The following is a 23,573-nucleotide window of genomic DNA, read 5'->3' on the forward strand; positions in this document are numbered from 1 at the left end:
AGCAAGATTTTCTCTTGTTTTTTGGTGGGTCGCAATCTGTATTTAAATGACTTAAGCATAGTAAAAATATACACTTATGTATCGTTTTTGTCAAGCAGAAAGAGCACTCATGCTAAGCATGTTCCGTGACGATTCTACACGGAAGCAGAACCAAAATCGTAAGCCCTCATATCCCATGCCTAAAGGCTGTGGGTTTTACGGGCTATTTGATAAGGGGATCAGCCAGATTGAGAATGCTTCAAAATTCCTGTCAACCGAAGATCCTCAGATTATTATCTCGTCTCCAATGTCACGGGCGCTCCAATCGGCTGCTATACTCAGCCGAATACTCGATCTTCCGCTTCGAGTCGAGTTTGATCTGCACGAATGGATTTGCGGATGGCGCGATTCGATGGCGCTTGTGGGAGAAACAGAGGCAGAAATGCATGAGTTGGGAGGTGAGTGGCCTTCAGGAGAGACGAGAGATTGGGAGCCAATGTCCAGTGTGCGTGGTCGTGTTGGTCGGGTATTGGAACGATACCAGACCTTCCAGCGTGTTGTTGTTGTGTGTCATGAAACGGTCATTCTTTCGCTGACTGGAAAGAAGATGGGGTTTGCTGAATTTGTAAAGTTAGAAAAGTAAGTGTCCGAGTCCTACTGATGTCTTAAGAAGTCGATGATGATGTCGGTCTCAACAATCAGGTAGGAAGTTGCCATTTTGACCACAGTTGATTTCTTTGAGTCTCCCAATCGTCCAGATCCGAGGGCTTAAAAGCTTTTCGGAGATTTTCGAGAGATTCAGTGAAAAGCCTGGATTTTTCGAATGATTGTACTTCAGGATCGACATGTAGTTTCATAATTCGTTATTCCTGTGACTGATCTGGTTGTGGTGCTGGTGCCTGGATGAGTTCCAGGTCGGAAATGTCGGAGAAGTCGTGGTCGTGGGATGCAAGGGCGCAACCCAGCATAATCGCGGTTGCAGCGATCCATGCGTCTGATTCCCGCATTTCTCGCCCCGCAGACTTGCGTTCGCTACGCAAGCGGGCACATGTGGTCACCAATTCAGGGCCGGGCCAAATAACCTCGTATTGTTCGAGATGATGCGCGAGTTCGTTCTTTCGTCTGTCCCCCCAACCTTTTGTGTAAGCTCCGTACCAAAGCTCTTCCAGTGTCTGGAATGAGATGAGCACGCGACGGCCTCGAATTTGGCTCTGGTAGTACAGTGCTCTGGTATCTTTATTGAAGATGTATGAAACGATATTGGTGTCCAGGATTACCAATTTCAGGATTCCTTTCACTCAACATCTCGGCCTTCGCGGATGATGCGAATGAACTCATCTACGTCGAAAGGTTCACTAACGGTAACGACCTTTTCAGGATCGAAAATCTTCGGATTGGGATTGTTGCGAAATGCCTCAAGGTCAAATGGCTCTGACCCTGACCGCGTGCCGGTTATCTGCTCTACGTAAATAATATCCCATTCGTCATTGTCTTTGAAGCGACCACGGCCTCTGATCTCGACATATTGTGTCGCCAGCCGACGCATGTCGTCGTTCAGAGACGGATCAAAACGCAATGGTACGACCCTTTGTGGGATGAAGTGCAGTTCCGCTGTCCCACAAGCCCAGTTCACTTCCATTAGTCGCCCTTCCACCAGTGCAGACTCGTCCAGAACTGGCGGCTTTGTTTTGTCGGACTTCTGCTTTTCTTTTGAGGGACGGCCTGCAAACAGTGCCTCAACGCTGAGGTTTTCGTTCAGATCGGGCCACTGGATGCCTCCCCTGGTACATCGCCAGTTGCGTCTTTCTTTAGCAGTGGCATGTGCGAGCCTGGGATACCATTTCAGAGGCACAGAGATGGTTCGCCCATCAGAGAGCGTTGCTGTTAGCGTATCTTCTGTCACTTCCACACGCTCAGCCTGCGGCATGTCAATTGTCGAAATATTCATCTCAGGCCTCCATTATTGTACAACTTCTCAGAAGTCCATTCGAGATCACTATCTCCTCGTTTTTCTACGTGCGGTAGACAGTGCACTGTGCCTATGTCCTCGCTGTATTTACAAATATCTGCAATTTACCCGAAAAAACAGAGGCTTGCAATGGCGTTTTTGAATATAAAGTATATTATACTCAAAAATTCACTTGTTCAAAATGTCTTAATGTGCAAATCCAAAAGACTTGCTTTCTGATGCTCTATAGCGTACCATTGGTGTAGATGAATAGCAGATTTGCGTCAACTGAATTAATGGCGCGGGGGAGCTACTGTAGGAGAGATACATCTCCTATGGTAGATTTTCCGCGCTTTTTTGTTTTTAAGGCCAGTGATGCACAAAAATTCCTTTGAAGCTCTCTCACGATAAGGAGGTATAAATATGCGAATCGCCATCATCTCTGATATTCATGGAAATGCAGTGGCTCTGGAAGCTGTTTTGAACGATCTCAAAACAGAATCCGTTGATCACATTGTTTGTCTGGGTGATACCGTCTCTGATGGTCCCCAACCATGTGAGGTTATTGCTCAGTTGAAATCTCTGAATGGCCCTGTTGTTATGGGGAATATGGATGTGTGGTGTCTTGATCCACGTCCTGGCAGGGGAAAGAGCGAGAACGCCAGGCGAGGAAATGAAGTTCGATTCTGGGATGTCCGTAAGCTGTCACCTGACGATCTCGACTACATGCGGACGTTCCAGGCAATGGTCGAGATACCTCTGGATGCGACTAACAATCTTCTTTGCTATCACGGTTCTCCACGATCTAATGAAGATGGAATCGCTTCTCACACGCCAGATGAAGAGATGGAACGCCTGCTGTCTGGGTATCACGCGATGGTGTTGGCTGGGGGACATACGCATACACAGATGGTTCGTTATTATGCAGATTGCACGATCGTTAATCCCGGAAGTGTTGGTGCGCCTGTTCCCGCACAGGATCGAATACGCCGGGTTCTTCGAGGTCCATTGGATAATTCGGACGATAGGGGATATCCTCCCTGGGCAGAATATGGCGTTATTGCCTGGGAGAATAGGAGCCTTCGGATCGAGTTACGCCGCGTGCTGATAGATATTAGTTTGCTGGTGAAAAAGACGCGCGCGAGCGGGATGCCACACGCGGATTGGTGGATTCAAAATCGGTATCCCGGTGTGGTTTCCGAGGTGTAGCTGATGGGGGATTCAAAATTGGATCAGTCATCCATCCAATTGGTCCCAATCAGGAGGTGTTTGGGCGAGGATTTGTTTGCTCATAACAGCGTCAAATGCCTCCAGAATTTCTTGTTTGTTTTTGCCCGCATATTGATTTTGAAAAAAGGCTGTGGTTTCGAGTTCGGCAATTTCACGTGCAAAAGCATAAATCGCAAACTGATTCATAGATACACCTACTACTTCATTTGATGCATTGTAATCAAGCACCATACCCAGCGAAACCTCTTCTGATTCAACGATAGCAGAGTCGTCAAGGCGCAGATAGAGCGCGTCGGCTTCCTTATCGACATGTAGTTTCATAATGCGTTACCTCCATCGTGTGCAACTTCTCAGAAGTCCATTTCGGGATCCCTGGATCCGCGTTTACAAATATCCGCAATTTAATCGAAAAAACAAAGGGTTATATAGCTTACTCATATCGCAGAGCATCCACGGGATTGGTGCGAGCGACTTTATAGGCTTGATAACTCACTGTGGTCAATGCGATGAAAAATGCCAGAAAACCACTCAATACAAATGCCCATATACCCAGATCAATGCGATAGGCGAAGTCCTGCAGCCACCTGTTCATCGCGTAATAGGCAATTGGCCAGGCAATGAGATTTGCAATGCCGACAAGTATGGCGAACTCTTTTGACGACCTGATTACGAGATTGGAAACGGATGCGCCCAATACTTTTCGGATGCCGATTTCTTTGATGCGTTGTTGTGCGGTGAAGGAGGCGAGGCCGAATAGTCCGAGGCTGGCGATGAGTATGGTCAATACAGATGAAATGCCTGAAATTTTCATCCATCGTTGTTCATCCCAATAGACACGGTTAATATTTTCTTCTAACAGCGCGTATTCAAATGTTTGAGTAGGTACAAATTGTTTCCAGATTTCTTCAAGAAAATGGAGTGTTTGAGTAAGATCACCTTCTCTTATTTTCAGGCCTATTTGGGTAAATAAGGAGGTACGCTTGGCAAAAATCTGTGGCCCGATATTTTTCTTTAGTGAACTGAAGTGGTAATCTTTAACCATGCCAACTACTGTACCCGAGCCAGAACCTACCCATTCGATTTGTTTGCCAATAGGATTTTTCCACCCAAATTGTTTGGCAGTGGTTTCATTGATTATGAATTCAGCAGTAAAATGTCTTGCTCGTCCAGGTGAAAAAGTACGGCCAATGACCAGTTCGATGCCAAAAGTATCGAAAAAGGTTTCATCAACTTCGTTGATGGGAATCTGTTGTTCTTCCTGCAATCCTTCCGGGCGAATGCGACGGGGAATGCCGCCACTAATGGGACCATTAATTATTGGTACGAGCCGGAAAGCTGTGGCCTTTTGAATATTGGGATTTTGATGGAAAGCCGCTTTGATTTGTTCATATTGATTGGACAATCGATCTTCATGTTTAACCATTTCCTGATTTTGCCTAAATATGGGCAGTAAGATAATACGCGTGGGGTCGAACCCCAGGTTCTGGTTAAGCATGAACGTGATCTGATTATGCACGGCGAAAGTACTAATGATCAGGAAAACTGAGATGGAGAACTGAAAAACCACCAGTCCTTTGCGCAGCCAGGCACCGCTGCCGCCAGTTTTGAAGATCCTTTTCAAGGTTTCGACAGGTTGATAGGTTGACAGGAAAAAGGCTGGATAACTGCCCGCCAGTAAGCCAGTTAAAAGCGTGATGCAGATCAAACTCGGGAGCAAATTTATAAAGGACTCTGATGTCAATTTTATTTCGTCTCGGATCAGGTCATTAAAGGAGGGCATTAACAATTCTACCAGCCCAAGGGCAACAAGCAGGGCAGCACTTGCCATTAAGAGGGCTTCGCCAAGAAATTGGCATATGAGTTGTAACCGATGAGCACCTACCACTTTGCGCAGTCCGACTTCTTTGGCGCGCTCGGCAGATCGCGCAGTGGATAAGTTGGCGAAGTTAATGCAGGCCAGAAGGAGCACAAAAGCAGCAATCGCTGAAAGCGAGTAAATCGTGCCAATACCATCCCACCACACGCCATAGTCAGTATAAGAATAGAGATATATACGTACGAATGGTTGAAGATGATATGTTGTAATTTTTGCCTCTTCTGGCTCAAGGTGGCGTAAAGCAAAGTCGTGTAGCTTTCTTTCCAAAATTTTAGGATCATAACTTTCAGGAAGTAAAATATAATTTTCTACGGGCCGAATATTATCTGTCTGCGCCCATTCTTCCCAATACCTTCGGGTAGAGGCAGAGCGATTTGGGTCTATCACCAGCACGTCGAACCTTAGCGTGGTTTCGCGGGGAAGGTCTTTCAATATCCCGGTCACCAAATAATCACCCCGAAATTGTCTGTTATAAATCGTGATGATTTGCCCCATCGGATCGGCGTTGTCGAAGAATTGTTTCGCAGTGCTTTCTGTGAGTACAATACTTTTAGGATCTCGCAAAGCGGTTTGTCGATCGCCTTTGAGAAAGGGAAAAGTGAAAACGTCAAACAGGCTCTTGTCCACAAGAGAAACGGTTTGTGTAAATGTCTTGCCATTGCCTTCTAAAATAGATGCGCGTCTCAGAATTCGAACGCCTTCTTGAACCTCAGAAAATTCTGATTTTAAAGCTGGACCAAGCGCACCAGGCGTGCCGGAACTCCAGGAAAGCGTTTTGTCTTCTCTATGCGTCTCCTGAATAACCCTGTAAATACGATCTGCTTTTTCGTGAGATCGATTCACGCGAAACCCGCGTTGCACAAATAACAGAATGAGAATACAACTGGCCAAGCCAATAGCCAGCCCAACAATGTTGATGGTAGAGAATGTTTTGTTTCTGGCGATGTTGCGGATCGCAACGGTCAGATAATTTTTGATCATGCTGTTATCCTCTGTTCCTTCGCAGTAGTCAGTTTACCCAGTCTCCAGCCTCCATTTCATTCATATCTCAAGGCGTCAATTGGATTGGATCGCGCTGCGCGAATGGCCTGCATGCTCACGGTGCCAAAGGCGATGATCAATGCCATTATCGCACTTGCGACAAATGGCAATGCATTCAGGTCTGTCTGATAGGCAAATCCAGAGAGCCAGTCGCGCATCAGGTAGTAGGCAATTGGCCAGGCGATGAGGTTGGCGAGCAGGATGAGCAACATAAATTCGCGGGAGAGTAGCATGACCAGATGCGGTGTGGATGCGCCCAGGACCTTCCGCACGCCAATTTCTTTGGTGCGCGATTGAACCATGAATGCGGCGAGTCCAAACAGTCCCAAACAGGCTACAAAAATTGCCAGCAGTGAAAATACTCCGAGCATTTTGCCGGTGAGTTGTTCGTCAAAATAGTACCACCGTATGATTTCATCTAAAAAGTGACATTCAAAAGGTTCCTCTGGCACAAAGCGTTTCCACTGGGTTTCGAGAAAGGACAGGGTTTGCGCGGTGTTTTCCGGTCGGATGCGCAAGGCCAGCGAAGAAAATAGTTTCCAGCGGGCTACAAATCCCATGGGGGCTATTTCTTCTCGCAGCGTCAAGCTGTGATAGTCTTTTACAACGCCAATTACGGTCAGAGTTGGATTTGTCAATGCCTGCCACTCGATCTGTTTGCCAATCGGATCATCTTCCCAGCCGAGCAGGCGCACGGCTGTTTCATTCAAGATAATCGCCTGAGAGGTATCGCTGGCAACAGCGGCTGAAAAGGCGCGACCGCGAAGCACGGGAATGTCAAATGTTTCAAAGAACGAATCATCGACTTCGTTCATGCGAATTGTCCGTTCTTTTGTGCGGTCTCTATCGGGCCAGATTAGTCGTGGTCGTCCGCCGTATCCCGAGATGTCGTATCGCAGTGCCGACGCGCTGAGGATATTGGGATGTTCGAGAAAGACCTGTTTGACCATCTGGTGGCGTGCCGAAAGGCGCATTTGTGGGTCGAGTTCATGCTCACGGTCGTGAGCAAAGATGGGTAAACTCACAATGTGGTCACGCGCAAAACCCATGTCTTTGGTGTCTATAAACAGCAGTTGCTGATAAACCACCAGGGTGCAGATCACCAGTAAGATGGACATGCCAAATTGAAAAATCACGAGTCCTTTCTTCAACCACGCAGAACCCGAGGAGGAAGACGCGCTACTTTTTAACGCGGTGATCGGGCGAAAGGATGAGAGGAAAAATGCCGGATACCATCCCGCCAGCAGTCCGACCAACAATGTGAATGCCAGTACCGCTGGCGCACAGGTCATTATTGTAGCTGTATCGAGGTGCAAATCGCTGTACACAAATTGGTTGAATAAGGGTAGGAATAACTCAACCAGTACAAGGGCAATCAGCAGGGCGGCGGAGGTTAAAAGCAGGGATTCGCTCAAAAACTGGACCATCAGTTGTGGGCGATGCGCGCCAACCACTTTTCGCACGCCGACTTCGCGATTGCGGGTGACAGCGCGTGCAGTTGCCAGATTTGTAAAGTTCACGCATGCAATGACCACTACGATCAGCCCGATGGCCGCCAGCATGTAAATTTGTTGTATGGGGCTGTCGGCAGCCGGGTCAAAATCGGATTTGCCATACAGGTACACGCGGTACAGAGGCTGTAGATGGTAGGCGTTTTTTGCTGCAACTTCATCCCCCATATACTGTTTGATCAACGACTGCATTTTCGCCTGGAGAGTTTCTGCGTTTTGTCCTGCTTTTAATAGCACATAGGTGTTTACCGGACGCCACGATAGCAAAGGCCGCCACATTGTCCACGCCCGTTGCGTCTCTTCTACAGGGGGTATTGTGGTTGCGAGTATTTGAAAATAAAGTTCTGGTGAGTGATGAGGCTCCTTTACAATGCCGGTGACTGTGTACTCGCCAGGGAAACTGTTGTCGTCGATTGAAAATGTTTTGCCCATTGGGTCCGTATCGCCAAACAAGTGTTGCGCCATGTCGTCGGTAATGACCACAGAGTAGGGCGTGCGAAACGCGGTTTCTAAGTCACCTTTTATGAGGGGAAAATCAAATACATTCAGAAAGTTGTCATCTGTCAGTGCAAAGGAGTATCGACCCTTGCGCTCGCCGTATTGTGCAGATACGCCCCCCCACCAGATACGCACGGTTGTTTCTACTTCGGGAAATGTTTCTTCCAGCGCAGGACCGAGTGTACCTGATGTACCGATGCCATAAGTTGTTTTTGTGTTGCCGCGTTGTTCTCGAATTACTTTGTAAATGCGGTCGCCCAGGGTGTGAGAACGATTTACTGCAAATTCCTGCTGGATGTACAACAGGATCAGAATGCCACACGCCAATCCGATAGCAAGTCCCAATACATTGATAGATGTGTACAATTTGTGTCGCATCAAATTGCGGATCGCAACGGTCAGATAATTTTTGATCATGAGAAGATCCTCTCATTATTCACTATTCATCTCGCAGGGCATCCGCCGGGTTTGCGCGTGCGGCTTTGAGGGTTTGAGAGGTGACGGTTGTGAGTACGACGAGGAACATGACTATGCTGCCGAGTAAGAATGCGTCAATACCCAATTCAGTGCGGTAGGCGAAGGTTTGTAACCATTGATTGGTCGCGTAATAGGCGATAGGGAATGCGATGAGGCTTGATAGGGCGATGTAGAGGACAAATTCTCTTGAGAGCAGGGATAAAATCTGGGTTTGGGATGCGCCCAATACTTTGCGAATGCCGATTTCTTTGGTGCGTCGTGCGACAGCTAATGCAGCCAGTCCGAATGCGCCGAGTGCAGCGATGAAGATGGCGAATCCTGTGGCGTATTGGATCATGAGATTCCAGCGTTCTTCTTTTTTATATTGTTTGTCCAGATCTTCATCGATAAATGAAAATCTGAATGTCTGATTGGGGGCAACTTCTGCCCATTTTTCTTTTGTAAAAGCGATGGTGCCCGGCACGTTTTCGGGGTGAATGCGAACCCACAAGGACCAATGACTTGTAGAGAGGGGCAGAATGGCGGGTTCGATTTTGTGATGCAGGGAGCGAAAGTGGAAATCGCGGACAACACCGATGATGGTCTTGTCTCGTCCATGTTCGATTGTTTTGCCAACAGGGTCTTCTATACCGAGTTTTTGGACGAGTGCTTCGTTGACAAGGATTGCTTCTTTGGCATCGGTTGGAAAGTCTCTGTCGTATTCTCGACCTGAAACGAGTTTCATGTCGAGCGTTTTGAACAAATCGTAATCAATCGAGATGCGTTCAACGTATTGCGTAGGACTCCCTTCATAAGTTACACCAGACCGGGAGCTCATGTTGTTGTTTAATCTATGACCAAGCCAGGTCGTGCTTATGACTGAGGGATGTGATAGCAGGGCATCCCGAAAAACGGTTGGCAGGGTTTTGCCTTCTCTTTGCAGTGCCTGAGTCTGAATAGCGACAACGTGTTCGGTTTGATACCCCAGGGGTTTGGTTCTCAAGAATGTGAGTTGTTGGGCCATCATTAAGGTGGTGATGATGAAGAATATGGATAGGGCAAACTGAAAGATGACTAATATCTTGCCGAAACGATTGCCCGTTTTGATTTGCAATCGGCTTGTTATGATTTGGGTCGGCTGCAATCGGGATAAGATAAAAGCGGGATAACCCCCTGCTGTGATGCCGACGAGGCTGACGAGGAGAATGAGAAAGGCGAGTGTTGTGGTGTTGAGGCCGTCGCTCATGGATAGGGATTTTCCGGCCAGAGTGTTGAATGTTGGCAAGGCGAGTTCTGCGATGGCAATGCCAGCGATGAGCGCGATGGTGATGAGTAAGAGCGATTCGCCGATAAATTGTTTTGCAATCTGCATGCGTCCTGCGCCGACGACTTTTCGCAAGCCGACTTCTCGCGCTCGCGTTGCCTGACGTCCGAGGGTCAGGGTGATGAAGTTGATACAGGCGATAAATAGCACGAGGATAGCAATGCCCGATAGGATGTATGAATAAACGGGATTACTGCTGTTACGCACCCCCAGGTTTTGAGCAAAATGCATTTGGGTGATCGGCAGGAGTTTGAGTTCTTTCTCGTCGCCCCACCAGATCTTGGTCAATCTGGGAAATTGCTGTTCGACACTATTTGGGGATACATTTGGAGGGAGCATCATATACGTATCCAGGTAATATACATTCCATCGGCTTGGGGCACGCATCATGGGATTTGGTTCAAATGGCAGTAGTATGTCAAATTGAAGTGTGGAGTTTTTGGGCACGTTTTTTACAATGCCCGTGATGGTGTAGTTTTGAATTTCTTTCCCGAAGTACTGAATGGGAAGCTGTTCCCCGACGGGGTTGGCGTTGTTGAAATATTTCTGCGCGATTTTTTCTGTTATGATTACAGAATACTTGTCCTGGAGTGCTTGAGCGGGATCTCCGTGAATGACTGGAAAAGAAAAAATGTCGAGGAAGTTGGGATCGACAAAACCCAAAGTTGCTCGAAAAGCGCGGTCTTCTGTACCAATTTTTCCCCCACTACTGCTGAAACGAACGGTCTGCATGTCTGGGAATGCTTCTGCTATTGCAGGTCCGAGGGGTTCTGGTGTCGTACCAGAAACCCGGTAGATACGGTCGGCGTTTTTGTGAAAGGTGTCGTAGGTCCATTCGTTGTGGACAAAGAGAAAGGTGAGGATGCAGAATGCGAGGCCGATGGCAATGCCGATGATGTTGATGGCCGAGTAGATGCGGTGCCTGGCGAGGTTGCGGAGCGCCGTTTTCAGATAGCTGCTGAGTAGAGATATTTCACCGAACATGGGTTTCTCCTTTGCAGGATGGAAACTGATCACTCATATCGCAGTGCATCAATGGGATTGGATCGCGCTGCCCGGATGGCTTGCATGCTCACGGTTCCAAAGGCGATGATCAGTGCCATTATTGCACTTGCGATAAATGGCAAGACGTTCAGGTCTGTCTGATAGGCAAATCCGGAGAGCCAGTCGCGCATCAGGTAATAGGCGATTGGCCAGGCGATGAGATTGGAGAGCAGGATGAGCAACATAAATTCGCGGGAGAGCAGCATGACCAGATGCGGTGTGGATGCGCCCAGTACTTTTCGCACACCAATTTCTTTGGTGCGCGATTGAACCATGAATGCGGCCAGTCCGAATAGCCCCAAACAGGCTACGAAAATTGCGAGCAATGAAAATACCCCGAGCATTTTGCCGGTGAGTTGTTCGTTGAAATAGATCCAATCTATGAGTTCGTCCAGGAAGTGATATTCAAAGGGCGCATCTGGCACAAAGCGTTTCCACTGGGTTTCGAGGAAGGATAGGGTTTGCGCGGTGTTTTCTGGTCGGATGCGCAGGGCCAGCGAATAAAACATCTTCCAGCGGGCCAAAAACCCCATGGGGGCTATTTCTTCTCGCAGCGTCAAATTGTGGTAGTCTTTTACGACGCCAATTACGGTCAGGGACAAGTTGTCATACGCTGGTAACACAATCTGTTTGCCAATCGGATCTTCTTCCCAGCCGAGGAGGCGCACGGCTGTTTCGTTTAAGATAATTGCCTGAGAGGTATCGCTGGCAACATCGGCTGAAAAGGCGCGACCGCGAAGTACGGGAATGTCAAATGTTTCAAAGAATGAATCATCTACTTCGTTTATGCGAAATGTCTGTTCTTTTGTGCGATCCCCATTGGGCCAGGCCAGTCGCAGTCGTCCGCTGTATCCCGTGATTTCGTATCGCAGTGCCGATGCGCTGAGGATATTAGGGTGTTCGAGAAAGACCTGTTTGATCATTTGGTGGCGTGCTGAAAGGCGTTTTTGTGGGTTTGGCTCTCCGGAAAAGTCAGGGACAAAAATGGGTAAACTCACAATGTGATCGCGTGCAAAACCCATGTCTTTGGTTTCTATAAATTTCAGTTGCTGATAGACCACGAGGGTGCAGATTACCAGCAAGATGGACATGCCAAACTGAAAAACCACGAGTCCTTTCTTCAGTCCTGTGGAACCCGGGGAGGAAGACGCACTGCTTTTTAATGCTGTTACCGGGCGAAAGGATGAGAGGAAAAACGCCGGATACCATCCCGCCAGCAGTCCGACCAACACTGTTAGTGCCAGTACTGCCGGTGTACCTATTATTACTGTAGCCGCGTTGAGGTGTAGATTGCCGCGTACGAATTGGTTGAATAAGGGCAGGCATAGCTCGACCAGTGCGAGGGCAATCAGCAGGGCGGAACAGGTTAAAAGCAGGGATTCGCTCAAAAACTGGACCATCAGTTGTGGACGATGCGCGCCAACGACTTTTCGCACGCCGACTTCGCGCTTGCGGGTGACAGCGCGTGCAGTTGCCAGGTTTGTAAAGTTCACGCAGGCAATGACCACGAGGATCAGCCCAATAGCTGTCAGCATGTAAATGTGTTGCATGGGGCTGTCGGCAGTTGGGTTAAAATCGGATTCGCCATACAGGTACACGCGGTGCAGGGGTTGTAGATGATAGGTGTTTTTTGAGGCAACGTCATTCCCTATATGCTGTTTGATCAATGGCTGAAGGGGATAATGAGGCCAACGAGACTTATTTTCAGCCGCGACTTCATCCCCCAGATACTGCACGATCAACGACTGCATTTTCGCTTGTAGGGTTTCTGAGTTTTGTCCCACTTTTAATAGCACATAGGTGTTTACCGGACGCCACGATTGCGTGGGGCACCACATTGTCCACACCTCTTGCGTTTCTTCTACGGAGGGTATTGTGGTTGAGAGTATTTGAAAATAAAAGCCAGATGAGAGGTGTGGTGCTTTTACGATGCCGGTAACTGTGTACTCGCCTGGGAAACTGCGACTGTCGATTGAAAGTGTTTGCCCCATCGGATCAATATCGCCAAACAAGTGTTGCGCCATGTCGTCGGTAATGACCACAGAGTAGGGTGTGCGAAACGCGGTTTCTAAGTCACCTTTTATGAGGGGAAAATCGAATACGTCCAGAAAGTTGTCATCTACCAGCGCAAGGAGATATCGATCCTTGCGCTCGCCGTATTGTACAGATACAGTCCATCGCCAGATACGCACCGTTGTTTCTACTTCGGGAAATGTTTCTTTTAATACGGGACCGAGTGCGCCTGATGTGCCGCTGCTGTAAGTTGTTTGTGTGCTGCGCTCTTCTCGAATCACTTTGTAAATGCGGTCGCCCAGGGTGTGGGCGCGATTTACTGCAAATTCCTGCTGAATGTACAACAGGATCAAAATGCCACACGCCAGCCCGATGGCAAGGCCCAGTACATTGATGGAGGTGTACAATTTGTGCCGCATCAAATTGCGGATCGCAACGGTTAGATAATTTTTGATCATGGTCTTATCCTCTGTTCTGTCCAGTTATTTTACAGTCAGCGGTCAGCCATTTATCATTCAGGTAAGTGAACGTATTAAAATAACAAGCAATTACTGTGCCAAAGGGATCTTCTCTATGTTTTACAAGTAGTTATGAAAATTCGTGCTCTGAACTCAGTTTAATAAGTGTCCGATTTTGATACAGTGGTGTCCGAAAATGAACACTTAATACAAAAAACAGGCACATTGTTTTTAGTTCAATGTGCCTGATAATAGCTAATTTTTTTGATCCAATAAGTTCGCGTTCATATATCCAATTGGTCCCAGTCTGGTGGCGTTTGACTGGGGATTTGTTTGCTCATAACAGCGTCAAACGCCTCCAGAATTTCTCGTTTGTCTTTGCCAGCATATTGGTTTTGAAAAAAGGCTGTGGTTTCAAGCTCGGCAATTTCGCGCGCAAAAGCATAAATCGCAAACTGATTCATAGACACGCCCTGTTTTTCGGCTGTCTTTTCTATTCTCTCTTTGAGATCCTTCGGCACGCGGATGGTCAGTACGTGATTCTTTTTATTCATAACGTTGTCTCCAATATCGAGCAAATTGCGCTGGCGTAATGATGTCGAACTGGTCAAATATCAATTCCGTTCCTTTTGTAAAATCATCGACATTTTGAGTAATGATATATCGCGCATTGCTTGCGAAAGCCAGATCGATAAACATGTTATCGTTTTCATCGCGAACAAATGTCAAGAATGTATTGCTTTGAACGAAGGTAGGCAACCTGATAGCTTATTCATCTCGCAGGGCATCCACGGGATTGCGGCGCGCGGCTTTCAATGTTTGAAAATTCACTGTTAACAGCGCGACGAAGAGGGTCAGTATCCCGGCGATGCCAAAAACGCCTATGCCGAGTTCAATACGATATGCGAAATTGGTCAGCCATTGATTCATCATCCAGTAAGCAATAGGATAGGCAATGATATTGGCGACCAGTAGCAGTTTGATAAAATCTCTGGAAAACAACCACATCACATGATGGACAGAAGCCCCCAGCACCTTCCGAATCCCAATCTCCTTTGTCCGACGCGCAACCGCCAGTGACGCCAGTCCGAACAATCCCAAACACGAAAGCAAGATAGCCACCAGCGCTGAATGGCTCAATACGCGAAACCAATAGACTTCATTGGCATACTGTTGATTCAGGCTTTCATCCAAAAACGAGAGTTCAAAGGGCGTATTGGGTACAACTTTTTCCCAGGTGTTTTTGAGCATGTCAATCGTTTCAAAAATTGGACCTGAGCGCATGCGAATTAGCAGAAATGGGCCATAGTTGTATTTTTCCATCAGCAATGCCAATGGCTCAATCTGGTTGTGCAAAGACTTTATGTGAAAATCGCGCACGATACCAATGACAACGGGATCGTTAACGCCATTCCTTCCAAAGCCTGCCAGCGTTTTTCCCACCGGGTTTTCGAGGCCCAACTGCTTTGCCAGGGTTTCGTTGACCAATATGGCATTATTCAGGTCTGAAGGACGGTCTTCCGAAAAATTTCGGCCAGCGAGAAGAGGTATCTCCAAAGTGGAGATATAATCGACATCTACGCCAATCACCTTCATCTCAACTATCGAGCCATCGGGCAATGGGTAATTGGCCCAGGAATAACCACTTGTTGTTGTGAGTGTGCGATCCGTAATTGTAACGCCCGCAATGCGTGAGTCGTTTACAATGGCCTGCTTATAGGATTTAGCTGTCCGCCAATTTGTCTGCACAATGGCGACTTGCTCTTTGTTAAAGCCCAGATTTTTGTTCCGCACATAATCCTGTTGCTGAAGCATCACACCTGTGCCAATGATGAGGGCTATGGAGGCCGCGTATTGCAGAATGATTAACGTGCGCGTCAAAAAGTTGCGTCCGCCAAGGCGTGCTTCACCTTTTATGGCTAAAACAGGTTGAAATCGCGACAAGACCAGAGCGGGATAACTGCCGGCAATTAGCCCGACAACGCCGAGCAGGAGCAGCAATACCCACCAATCGTCAAAATACGCGAGGGTCAATTTTTGATGTACAAATCCATTGAATACGGGCAACAGGATTTCGGCAAGTGCAGTGCCTACGAACAAGCCCAAGAAGCACAATACCAGTGCTTCGCTCCAGAACTGCTGAATAATCTGACCGCGGTTAGCACCTACCACTTTGCGCAAGCCCACTTCTTTTGCCCGCCCGGAGGACTCTGCGACCGATAGGGTAATAAAGTTGCTGCACGCAATGAGCAAGACCAGCCATGCAAGTCCCCACAAGATATAAACCCCTGTTGGATTGCCCTGCGGTCCGTAGTGATTGGGAATGTCTGTGTTCCAGTACACATCCGTTAAGGGCTGAAGAATAAAGTTAAATGGTTTGTTGTCGAATATCTCTTCCCGCAATTTTTCTTTTTTTGTCCAGTGATTGAGATCTTCAAGCACGCGAGAAGCATTTGTTTTCTCTATTTGCACAAAGATCCACGCACTTGCATCGTTGTAACGTCTTGCAAGTCCAAAGCCTTTTTCGGCTTTTATCAAAACCAACACGTCGAATTGAAGACTTGATGTTGTAGGCACATCTGTCATAACACCGGTTACGATAAACAACTTATTTTTTATATTCAGTGATTGCCCTATCAGTGTGTTGTAATCCTTTACATTCCCAAAAAACTTGCGTGCTGTTGTTTCGGTAATCACTATCCCATCTGGTTGAGCGAGTGCTGTTTTAGGATCACCTGACAAAAAAGGAAATGTAAACATCGCAAAGAAATTACCACTCACAAACCCCATGTCTGAACGAAAAGATTTTTCCCCCCTTGTGATTTTACTCCTCGTGTGCCGCATAAATGCACAGGCTTGTTCAACACTCGGAATTTCATCTTTCAACTCATCGACAACCAAAAGCGGATATACCGTATCCCAGATATTAAATGGAATCGCCTCCCCGTCTGATTGAACCCTTTGCGCTACCAACCGAAACATCTGGTCGTGATTCTCGTGAAACCGGTCGCGTGACCATTCGTGTTTGACAAAGAGAGCCATCAAGATACAGCAGGCAAGCCCCAGGCCGAGGCCGAACACATTGATGAATGTGTAGAGTTTCTTTCGCATTAGATTGCGAATCGCGACAACAAAGTAATTTTTGATCATGAGAAACCTCCTGATGGATCGCGGTCAGCCCGCCCAGCCTCCGACCTCTTGTTTTTCCAGCGCGCGTTTTAGCTGATGGCGCCCGCGGTGGAGCCAGATTTTTACGGTGCCGAGGGGTGCTTGCATTTCCCATACGATTTCGCGGTAGGATAGTTCTTTTATGTAGCGAAGCCACATTGCGCGTTGTTGCTCTTTGGGCAATGTGCGCAAGCCCTGTGTTAAGAGTTGATGGCGTTCTTTTTTTATGACGCTATCTTCTGGCGTTGTCAGGGTAATGGGTTCGGGCATGTGTCGCGCTGCTGTTTCCATGCCGTTTTTTCGGGATAGTCGGGATCGTAGGTGTGACCGCCCGACGTTGATGGCAATGCGCGTTAGATAGGTTGTGAATGCCGATTCGCCGCGAAAATGGCGCAGGCTCTGAAAGACTTTCATGAATACCACCTGCATCAGGTCTTCGGTTTCGTCGCGGTCCTTCACATATCGCCCGACAATGGCGCGCACGCGATTCTGGTGCAGATGGTAGAGTTTGCCAAACGCGCTTTTGTCGCCAGCTTTTATCATGTGGATCAATTGTACATCGGTTTCTATATCTAATCGTTTATTCATATCGCAATGCCTCCACGGGGTTCATTTTTGCCGCTTTCACAGCTTGCAGGCTCACTGTTCCGAAGTTGTAGAATTGATCTGGTAACGTAGCGTGTTCTTTGTCCCGATTTTACTGCAATAATCGTGCCAAAAGATTCAAATAATGAAATAACAAGGAGTTATGAGAATTTGCTTGAAATTGGCAGTTTAGGAAGTGTCCGATTTTGATACAGTGGTGTCCGAAAATGAACACTTATGAAAGGTGGGATGGGAGGTGAGAGAGGGAGTTTGCCACGTAAATTATGAACTTCTACCCGGTATCCGAAATACCAGCACAACGCCGATTAACATCAAAATTGCGCTGATTTCAAAAGCCCGGCGCAGGCCGTAAGCATCTGCCATGATGCCGAGGAGCAACATGGCGACACCGCGAAGCACGAATCCCGCGCCCATGTAAAGCCCGTTGGCAAATGCCCGGTTTTCTGGGCAGCTTTCCTGTACCATTGCCATGACTACGGGACCGGTGGAGAGAGCGACAAAGCCCAGGATGATTAAGATGGGAAATAATGCCCAGCCCTGGGTTTCGAGAAAGACAAATAGGAGGAGGGGGGTTGCGATCATGGAGAAGCCGAGAACCTGTTTGCGGCCCCATCGGTCGCTTACCCATCCGCCGATTAGCGCACCGCCAATGCCCGCGCCTTCCAGGACGGAGAGAGATGCGCCCGATAGCCATAAGCTGGCGCCTTCTTCGGTCAAAAAGGTGGGGAGGAATGCGGTCAGGGAGGCCATCATAAATGCTCGGACAAATACAATGCCCGATAGAGGCACCAGGATCGGTGCCATGCGTTTTAAGGCGGCCTGCCAGGTTAGTGCTTTATAGGCTGATATGACGCGGCTGCCGACGCTTCTCATCCGCAATAAGAGTATCAGCGAGGCCAATATACCGGCGGGTATCAGATAGGTCATTCCGACGATTCCCCACAGGCCGATGACGCTTACGATTAAGATAGGTCCCAGGGTGCGGCCGAGTTCACCGCATAACATCCAGATGCCCATTCCGCGACCGAGGTTGGATCCCGAGAGCGTTCCGGCCATTGCGGGTCCAACGGCGTGAAATGCCGCGGAGCTAAATCCCGTGATTAATAATAGGACGACGAGGGCGAGATAACCGTGGGCTATGCCGAGCAGGCTCATGGCGATGCCCGTTATTGCAGGTCCCAGGATTACGAGAGATCGCAAGTTCAGGCGGTCTGCCTGATGTCCGATGATGGGTTGAAATACCGAGGGTGCCTGCCTGACGACCATTAATAAGCTGGCTTCGGTTTTGGATAGGGAGAGGGTTTGTATGAAGATGGGGAGTAAGGGGGGTAAGAATCCGCTGTATGTGTCGTGTACCGCATGCCCACCGGAGAGGGTGATTACGTCACGGGTCTGAAAACGGCTGTTATCGCTATTTGAGGACAAGGGCAGGTTTTACAGTTTGATCACGGCGATGAGAATGCCCGTTATTGCGACCATGGTGGTAATGATCCAGATGAAACGGGATTCAAGGATTTTATTCGTTTCATCAATGCGATTATTCGTCTCGTCAATACGCTGTCCGAGTGACTGGTTGAACTGGTCAATGCGATTATTTGTTTCGACCATCTGCAGGCGCAACTCTTTGCTGTCTTCGCGCATCTGCAGGCGCATGTCTTGCAGGTCTTCGCGTAGATACGCAATGCCCCAATGGGTATTATCGTCAGATGTGGTCGCTTGAGATTCGGATGTTTCGGCCATCATAGATCTCCTGTTTCTCTTTGGAGAGAGGGGGCGGAGTCATATAAACAAGATATGCTATCACAGCAAAAAGTCAATGGTCTATCGACTATTTTACCACAGGCTAAATTCAGCACTGTTTCTTAGGGTTGCGAGAATGTATTTGGGGACATAATTTAGGGACTGAGACGGCACAGGGGCCGTCCCCTACGATGACGGTTTGTTTGTAGGGGCGACCCCCTGTGGTCGCCCGCGGGCTGTCCATTATTATAAAGGATTATCACATGTCTGATTATCCCCCCATTCGCGCGATTACTCGGGGACCTGAGTTCCACTGGTTTGGTTATTACGACAAGTGGCAAATAGACCCTTCAGGCCGATACGCGCTCGGTATGGAAGTGGATTTTGAACACCGGTCGCCCTTTGCGGATGATACGGTCGGGCTGGGTATTATTGATATGGAGGATGGGGATACGTGGTCTGAGTTCGGGCGCACGCGGGCCTGGTGCTGGCAACAGGGGTGTATGTTGCAGTGGATTCCCAATTCGGATACGGAGGTTATTTTTAATGATCGCGAGGGGGATGTATTTGTTTCGCGGATTTACAATGTGAAAACGGGGGCTGTTCGGACGCTTCCGCAGGCGATTTATACGATTTCGCCCGATGGGAAGACCGCTATTGGTGCGGATTTTCGTCGGATTAATCACATGCGGCCCGGGTATGGGTATGCGGGGATTCCCGATCCCAATCGCGATGTGCGCGCACCCGATGATGTGGGTGTTTATTCTGTGGATCTGGAGACGGGTGAGTCAAGGCTTGTTGTTGCGATTGCCGAGGTTGCTGCGATTCCGTACCCGCATGGCGATATTTCCGGGGCGCGGCATTATTTTAATCATTTGCTGTTTAATACGGATGGGTCGCGGTTCATTTTTTTGCACCGTTGGCGATTTGGAGAGGGTGGCTTTGATACGCGGATGATGACGGCAAGTGCCGATGGGTCAAATTTGCATGTGGTCGATGATTACGGCAAGATGTCGCATTTTATCTGGCGCGATGCAGAGACGATTCTCGGGTGGGCGTATCACCCGTCACACGGGAATAAGTTTTATCTCTATCGGGATCTTTCCGAGGCAGAGCCAGAGGTGGTTGGTGATGGGGTTATGACGGTTAATGGTCACTGTACGTATTTGCCGGGCAATGAGTGGATTCTCAATGATACCTATCCGTCACAGGGGCATCGGAATCAAGTTCCGTATCTTTATCACGTTGCGACTGGTAAGCGCGTCGATCTGGGTGTTTTCCCGTCGCCGGAGCCTTATACGGGCGAGTGGCGCTGTGATTTGCATCCGCGCTTTAGTCCCGATGGGCAGTTTGTGGTGATTGATTCGCCACATATGGGCGATGGACGGCAGATGTATCGGATTGAGGTTGGGGATATTGTGTAAAACGAATAGACGAATCAACGAATAGACGAACCCCTCCCAACCTCCCAACTGCTATCATAGATTCATAGATTCGCAGAAGATAAAAGGAGAATTACGATGGCTATAGCTGAAGCACCTGCTGTACTGACGGAAGAGGAAATGCTGCATTTTCGCACGCGGGGCTTTCTGGGTCCGTATTCGCTGTGTTCTGAGGCGGAGATGGCGGAGCTTCGTCCGGCGATTGAAGAGGTGCTGGAGACAGATCCGCCGAATGGTAAGAATCGCATTCACAACCGGCATCTGGATAGTCGGGTGGTTTACGATTTGTCAACGCATCCCGAGATTCTCAACCGGATGGTGGCTCTGTACGGGGCGGATTTGTTGTTGTGGCGCACGAATTTTTTTATCAAGTACAAGGGTACGAAGGCGATTCCCTGGCATCAGGATTTCAATTATTGGCCGCTCGAGCCGCCGATTATTGTTTCGGCGTGGATTGCGGTGGATGCTTCGACTAAGGAGAATGGGAATTTGCAGCTTATTCCCGGATCACATCGCAAAATTATTCCCCATGTTAAAGCTACGCCCGATGTGCAGTTTCAGGAGATGGCCGATGCGGGGTATTACGATCCGGAGCAACTGGTCGATCTGGAGATGCAGCCGGGCGAGTTTATCCTTTTTAATGAGCGCACGTTGCATCATTCGAAAGCCAATTTCTCGGATTTGCGTCGCATTGGTCTGGCGGTGCGCGCGATTCCTCCGATTGTGCATGTTCTCAGGTACGATTCCGAAGATCACGGGCTTCCGGTTATTCACGGGGAAGATACGATGGGGTTTAATCGCGTTACACAACCGCCGTTATAAGGAATTATTATATGAAGATTACCAATATTGAGACGTTTATTGTGGATGCGGGTTGGCGCCCGTGGATTTTTGTTCGGGTGGATACCGATGAGGGTATTAGCGGCTGGGGGGAGTGTAGCGATGGGCGCAGTCCGTATGGGGTTACGGGGACGGTGCGCGATTTGACGCCTTTGCTCGTCGGTAAGGATCCGCGCGCTTATGAGATGCGTTTTTGGGATATGTTGCGGGGGACGCGGCAGAGTCCGGGGGGTATTGCGGCGAAGGCGATTGCGGGTGTTGAACTCGCGCTTATTGATATTAAGGCGCGTGCGCTCGGTGTTTCTGTTGTGGAGCTTTTTGGGGGTCCAACGCGGGAGCAGGTTCGGGTTTACTGGTCGCATTGCGGTACTTCGCGTGCTCGCCATTACGATTTGCTCAATACGCCACCGCTTCGCACGATGGATGATATTGCCGCGCTGGGGCGGGAGGTTGTGGAGAAGGGATATACGGCGCTGAAGACGAATATTGTGGTACCGGGGGATCCGGCCAGTGTGTATTTTGGGGGTTTTGGCGGCGAACCGGGGACGACGGATGGCGTGGTTTCGCGGCAGATTCTCCGGCATATTGAGACGCTTATTGGTACGTTTCGAGATGCTGTGGGTCCGGATGTCGATATTAATCTGGATCTGAATTTTAATTTTAAACCCGAGTCGTGTATGCGTATTGCCCAGGTGCTGGAGCAATTTGATTTGCTGTGGTTGGAGATCGATATGTACGAGCCAGATGCGATTCGGCAGATTAAGGATGCGACGCGTACTAAAATTTGTACGGGTGAGAATTTGTTTTATATGCGCGAGTTTATTCCCTATTTCCAGGCGCGGTCTGCGGATGTGTTTATGATCGATGTGCCGTGGAATGGGTTTGCGCAGTCGAAGAAGGTGGGGGATTTGGCCGAGGCGTATCAACTCAATGTTGCGCCGCACAATTATTATAGCCATCTTTCGACGTGTATTAGTGCGAGTCTGTGCGCGGTTTTGCCCAATGTGCGTATTATGGAGATCGATGTTGACGATGTGCCCTGGCGCGAAGAGATGGTGACGAATGTGCCACGTATTGAAAATGGGTATTTGACGATTCCCTCAGGTCCGGGTTGGGGTACGGAGATGGTTGAAGAGGTGCTCAAAGCGCATCCCTGGGATAAGGGGAATGCGAATTGGTAGGAGGACAATATGAATAATCAACAACACTTGTTTGAACTCGATGTGTATGGCTTCACGGTTGTTGAAGATGTTTTGACGACTGATGAAGCAGGTGAGATGCGCGAGGTGCTTATGCGCTGTGAAAAGGCGGTTGGTACGGAGTCCGGACATCGGGGTTCGGCTCGGCATGTCGCCAATTTGCCGGTGCTGGATCGCGTTTTTCACAAGACTATTGATCATCCGCGGATTCTGCCGTTGCTCGAGCACTATCTCGAGAGGTCGCTTATTCTGGGTAGTCTCAATGCCCGGATTGTGCGCCCGGGCGATCCAGACCAGGGTTTGCACAGTGATATTCCGCTGGAGATGCTGAATTTCAGTTCGCCAGTTATGATGAATACGATCTGGATGCTGGATGATTTTTCACCGATAAATGGCGGTACGCGCGTGGTGCCGGGGTCGCATAAGAGCGGGTTGGTTGTTCCGCCAGAGGACGTGTCTGTCAAGCATATCGCACAACCCGAGGGATCTGCGGGTAGTGTTATTGTTATTAACGGTCAAATATGGCATGCGGGCGGCGCGAATACGGGGACGACGAATCGCCATGCGCTGTTCGGTCATTATCGCAAACGGATGTGTATGTTCCAGGTGGATCCCCACGATGGTTTTCCGCCTGCGTGGTTTGATGGGCTTACGGAGAGACAAAGGCAATTGATGCGGATGAGCAAGGGGCTTAGATCAGCCCACGCGGCGGATGCGCATTTTCGGTAATTGGAACAGGAGTTCACTATGCTCGTTGGTATATCCCCATTGTTCAGTCCCGAGTTGTTGGCTACGATTTATCGCATGGGACACGGAGATGAGATTGTTCTGGCAGATGCGCATTTTCCCGGGCATTCGGTGAATGCCAATACGCTGCGGGCAGATGGTCTGGGGGTTGGGGCGTTGCTCGAGGCGATTTTGCCGCTGTTTGTGCTGGATACGTATGTGGATAGTCCGGTTTTTATGATGGATGCGGTGCCGGGCGATGCGCTCGATCCCGCGGTTGAGGCGTCTTACCGGGCTGTTATTGACAGGGTATGGCCAGATACACCCCCTATCGCGCGCGTTGAGCGTTTTGCGTTTTACGAACAGGCGAGAGATGCTTTTGCGGTTGTTATGACTGGGGAGACGGCAAAATATGGCAATGTTATTTTGAAGAAGGGTGTGACGCCGGTGTAGGATGACCTGTCCGAAAGGACA

Annotated in this window: 19 protein-coding genes and 1 pseudogene; 7 read left to right on the forward strand and 13 right to left on the reverse strand. The window is 48.8% G+C overall.

Annotated elements, in window-relative coordinates:
- Positions 1-175 precede the first annotated feature (175 nt).
- A complete protein-coding gene (locus tag OXH16_04685) occupies positions 176-622 on the forward strand; it encodes a histidine phosphatase family protein (protein ID MCY3680670.1) in 447 nt (148 codons plus the stop codon).
- Between the two features lie 220 nt (positions 623-842).
- On the opposite strand, the gene OXH16_04690 is transcribed toward OXH16_04685, so the two are convergent.
- The gene (locus tag OXH16_04690; protein MCY3680671.1) at positions 843-1,277 is read right to left on the reverse strand and encodes a PIN domain-containing protein; all 435 of its coding nucleotides are present in this window, start codon (positions 1,275-1,277) and stop codon (positions 843-845) included.
- 395 nt (positions 1,278-1,672) lie between these two features.
- Positions 1,673-1,927, reverse strand: a pseudogene (locus OXH16_04695) (DUF2442 domain-containing protein).
- Between the two features lie 423 nt (positions 1,928-2,350).
- Here OXH16_04695 and OXH16_04700 point away from each other — a divergent pair.
- Positions 2,351-3,136, forward strand: coding sequence for a metallophosphoesterase family protein (locus OXH16_04700; protein MCY3680672.1), 786 nt, complete (start codon positions 2,351-2,353; stop codon positions 3,134-3,136).
- A gap of 27 nt (positions 3,137-3,163) precedes the next feature.
- Here the strand turns inward: OXH16_04700 and OXH16_04705 are convergent, their stop codons facing one another.
- From OXH16_04705 to OXH16_04755, 11 genes are all read right to left on the reverse strand, one after another.
- Positions 3,164-3,478 (reverse strand): DUF2283 domain-containing protein, encoded by a 315-nt coding sequence (locus tag OXH16_04705; protein MCY3680673.1) that lies wholly within the window; start codon positions 3,476-3,478, stop codon positions 3,164-3,166.
- 109 nt (positions 3,479-3,587) lie between these two features.
- Positions 3,588-6,014 carry an ABC transporter permease gene (locus OXH16_04710; GenBank protein ID MCY3680674.1) on the reverse strand — a complete coding sequence of 809 codons (2,427 nt, stop codon included), beginning with the start codon at positions 6,012-6,014 and terminating at the stop codon, positions 3,588-3,590.
- A 56-nt stretch (positions 6,015-6,070) separates the two neighbouring features.
- The gene (locus tag OXH16_04715; GenBank protein MCY3680675.1) at positions 6,071-8,500 is read right to left on the reverse strand and encodes an ABC transporter permease; all 2,430 of its coding nucleotides are present in this window, start codon (positions 8,498-8,500) and stop codon (positions 6,071-6,073) included.
- Between the two features lie 22 nt (positions 8,501-8,522).
- On the reverse strand, positions 8,523-10,847 hold the full coding sequence (locus OXH16_04720; protein ID MCY3680676.1) for an ABC transporter permease: 2,325 nt from the start codon (positions 10,845-10,847) through the stop codon (positions 8,523-8,525).
- Between the two features lie 29 nt (positions 10,848-10,876).
- Positions 10,877-13,378, reverse strand: a complete 2,502-nt coding sequence (locus OXH16_04725; GenBank protein ID MCY3680677.1) for an ABC transporter permease — start codon at positions 13,376-13,378, stop codon at positions 10,877-10,879.
- Between the two features lie 284 nt (positions 13,379-13,662).
- Positions 13,663-13,932, reverse strand: coding sequence for a toxin-antitoxin system HicB family antitoxin (locus OXH16_04730; protein MCY3680678.1), 270 nt, complete (start codon positions 13,930-13,932; stop codon positions 13,663-13,665).
- The gene (locus tag OXH16_04735) at positions 13,925-14,137 is read right to left on the reverse strand and encodes a putative toxin-antitoxin system toxin component, PIN family (protein ID MCY3680679.1); all 213 of its coding nucleotides are present in this window, start codon (positions 14,135-14,137) and stop codon (positions 13,925-13,927) included. The genes OXH16_04730 and OXH16_04735 overlap by 8 nt, the downstream gene beginning before the upstream one ends.
- Before the next feature lie 9 nt (positions 14,138-14,146).
- A complete protein-coding gene (locus OXH16_04740) occupies positions 14,147-16,528 on the reverse strand; it encodes an ABC transporter permease (GenBank protein MCY3680680.1) in 2,382 nt (793 codons plus the stop codon).
- Between the two features lie 24 nt (positions 16,529-16,552).
- The gene (locus OXH16_04745; GenBank protein ID MCY3680681.1) at positions 16,553-17,134 is read right to left on the reverse strand and encodes an RNA polymerase sigma factor; all 582 of its coding nucleotides are present in this window, start codon (positions 17,132-17,134) and stop codon (positions 16,553-16,555) included.
- A 279-nt stretch (positions 17,135-17,413) separates the two neighbouring features.
- Entirely contained in the window at positions 17,414-18,577 is a 1,164-nt protein-coding gene (locus OXH16_04750) for an MFS transporter (protein MCY3680682.1), read from the reverse strand.
- A 9-nt stretch (positions 18,578-18,586) separates the two neighbouring features.
- Complete coding sequence (locus tag OXH16_04755; GenBank protein ID MCY3680683.1) at positions 18,587-18,895, reverse strand: hypothetical protein; 309 nt, start codon at positions 18,893-18,895, stop codon at positions 18,587-18,589.
- 260 nt (positions 18,896-19,155) lie between these two features.
- Between OXH16_04755 and OXH16_04760 the strand changes: the two genes are divergently transcribed.
- The 5 genes from OXH16_04760 (at position 19,156) to fucU (ending at position 23,552) form a co-directional block, all read left to right on the forward strand.
- A complete protein-coding gene (locus OXH16_04760) occupies positions 19,156-20,316 on the forward strand; it encodes a hypothetical protein (protein MCY3680684.1) in 1,161 nt (386 codons plus the stop codon).
- Positions 20,317-20,412: 96 nt separating this feature from the next.
- Positions 20,413-21,156, forward strand: a complete 744-nt coding sequence (locus OXH16_04765; protein ID MCY3680685.1) for a phytanoyl-CoA dioxygenase family protein — start codon at positions 20,413-20,415, stop codon at positions 21,154-21,156.
- Between the two features lie 11 nt (positions 21,157-21,167).
- A complete protein-coding gene (locus OXH16_04770) occupies positions 21,168-22,355 on the forward strand; it encodes a mandelate racemase/muconate lactonizing enzyme family protein (protein MCY3680686.1) in 1,188 nt (395 codons plus the stop codon).
- A gap of 9 nt (positions 22,356-22,364) precedes the next feature.
- Entirely contained in the window at positions 22,365-23,102 is a 738-nt protein-coding gene (locus tag OXH16_04775; protein ID MCY3680687.1) for a phytanoyl-CoA dioxygenase family protein, read from the forward strand.
- 18 nt (positions 23,103-23,120) lie between these two features.
- Positions 23,121-23,552, forward strand: a complete 432-nt coding sequence (gene fucU / locus OXH16_04780) for an L-fucose mutarotase (protein MCY3680688.1) — start codon at positions 23,121-23,123, stop codon at positions 23,550-23,552.
- Positions 23,553-23,573: the final 21 nt, after the last annotated feature.

The sequence above is a fragment of the Gemmatimonadota bacterium genome, assembly GCA_026705765.1.
Classification (GTDB): Bacteria; Latescibacterota; UBA2968; order UBA2968; family UBA2968; genus VXRD01.

What these genes read in the sequence shown, in the direction of transcription:
- OXH16_04685 (MCY3680670.1), top strand. Translation starts at nt 176, where the DNA reads ATGCCTAAAGGCTGTGGGTTTTACGGGCTATTTGATAAGGGGATCAGC.
- OXH16_04700 (MCY3680672.1), top strand. Translation starts at nt 2,351, where the DNA reads ATGCGAATCGCCATCATCTCTGATATTCATGGAAATGCAGTGGCTCTG.
- OXH16_04705 (MCY3680673.1), bottom strand. Translation starts at nt 3,478, where the DNA reads ATGAAACTACATGTCGATAAGGAAGCCGACGCGCTCTATCTGCGCCTT.
- OXH16_04710 (MCY3680674.1), bottom strand. Translation starts at nt 6,014, where the DNA reads ATGATCAAAAATTATCTGACCGTTGCGATCCGCAACATCGCCAGAAAC.
- OXH16_04715 (MCY3680675.1), bottom strand. Translation starts at nt 8,500, where the DNA reads ATGATCAAAAATTATCTGACCGTTGCGATCCGCAATTTGATGCGACAC.
- OXH16_04720 (MCY3680676.1), bottom strand. Translation starts at nt 10,847, where the DNA reads ATGTTCGGTGAAATATCTCTACTCAGCAGCTATCTGAAAACGGCGCTC.
- OXH16_04725 (MCY3680677.1), bottom strand. Translation starts at nt 13,378, where the DNA reads ATGATCAAAAATTATCTAACCGTTGCGATCCGCAATTTGATGCGGCAC.
- OXH16_04730 (MCY3680678.1), bottom strand. Translation starts at nt 13,932, where the DNA reads ATGAATAAAAAGAATCACGTACTGACCATCCGCGTGCCGAAGGATCTC.
- OXH16_04740 (MCY3680680.1), bottom strand. Translation starts at nt 16,528, where the DNA reads ATGATCAAAAATTACTTTGTTGTCGCGATTCGCAATCTAATGCGAAAG.
- OXH16_04745 (MCY3680681.1), bottom strand. Translation starts at nt 17,134, where the DNA reads ATGAATAAACGATTAGATATAGAAACCGATGTACAATTGATCCACATG.
- OXH16_04755 (MCY3680683.1), bottom strand. Translation starts at nt 18,895, where the DNA reads ATGATGGCCGAAACATCCGAATCTCAAGCGACCACATCTGACGATAAT.
- OXH16_04760 (MCY3680684.1), top strand. Translation starts at nt 19,156, where the DNA reads ATGTCTGATTATCCCCCCATTCGCGCGATTACTCGGGGACCTGAGTTC.
- OXH16_04765 (MCY3680685.1), top strand. Translation starts at nt 20,413, where the DNA reads ATGGCTATAGCTGAAGCACCTGCTGTACTGACGGAAGAGGAAATGCTG.
- OXH16_04770 (MCY3680686.1), top strand. Translation starts at nt 21,168, where the DNA reads ATGAAGATTACCAATATTGAGACGTTTATTGTGGATGCGGGTTGGCGC.
- OXH16_04775 (MCY3680687.1), top strand. Translation starts at nt 22,365, where the DNA reads ATGAATAATCAACAACACTTGTTTGAACTCGATGTGTATGGCTTCACG.
- fucU (MCY3680688.1), top strand. Translation starts at nt 23,121, where the DNA reads ATGCTCGTTGGTATATCCCCATTGTTCAGTCCCGAGTTGTTGGCTACG.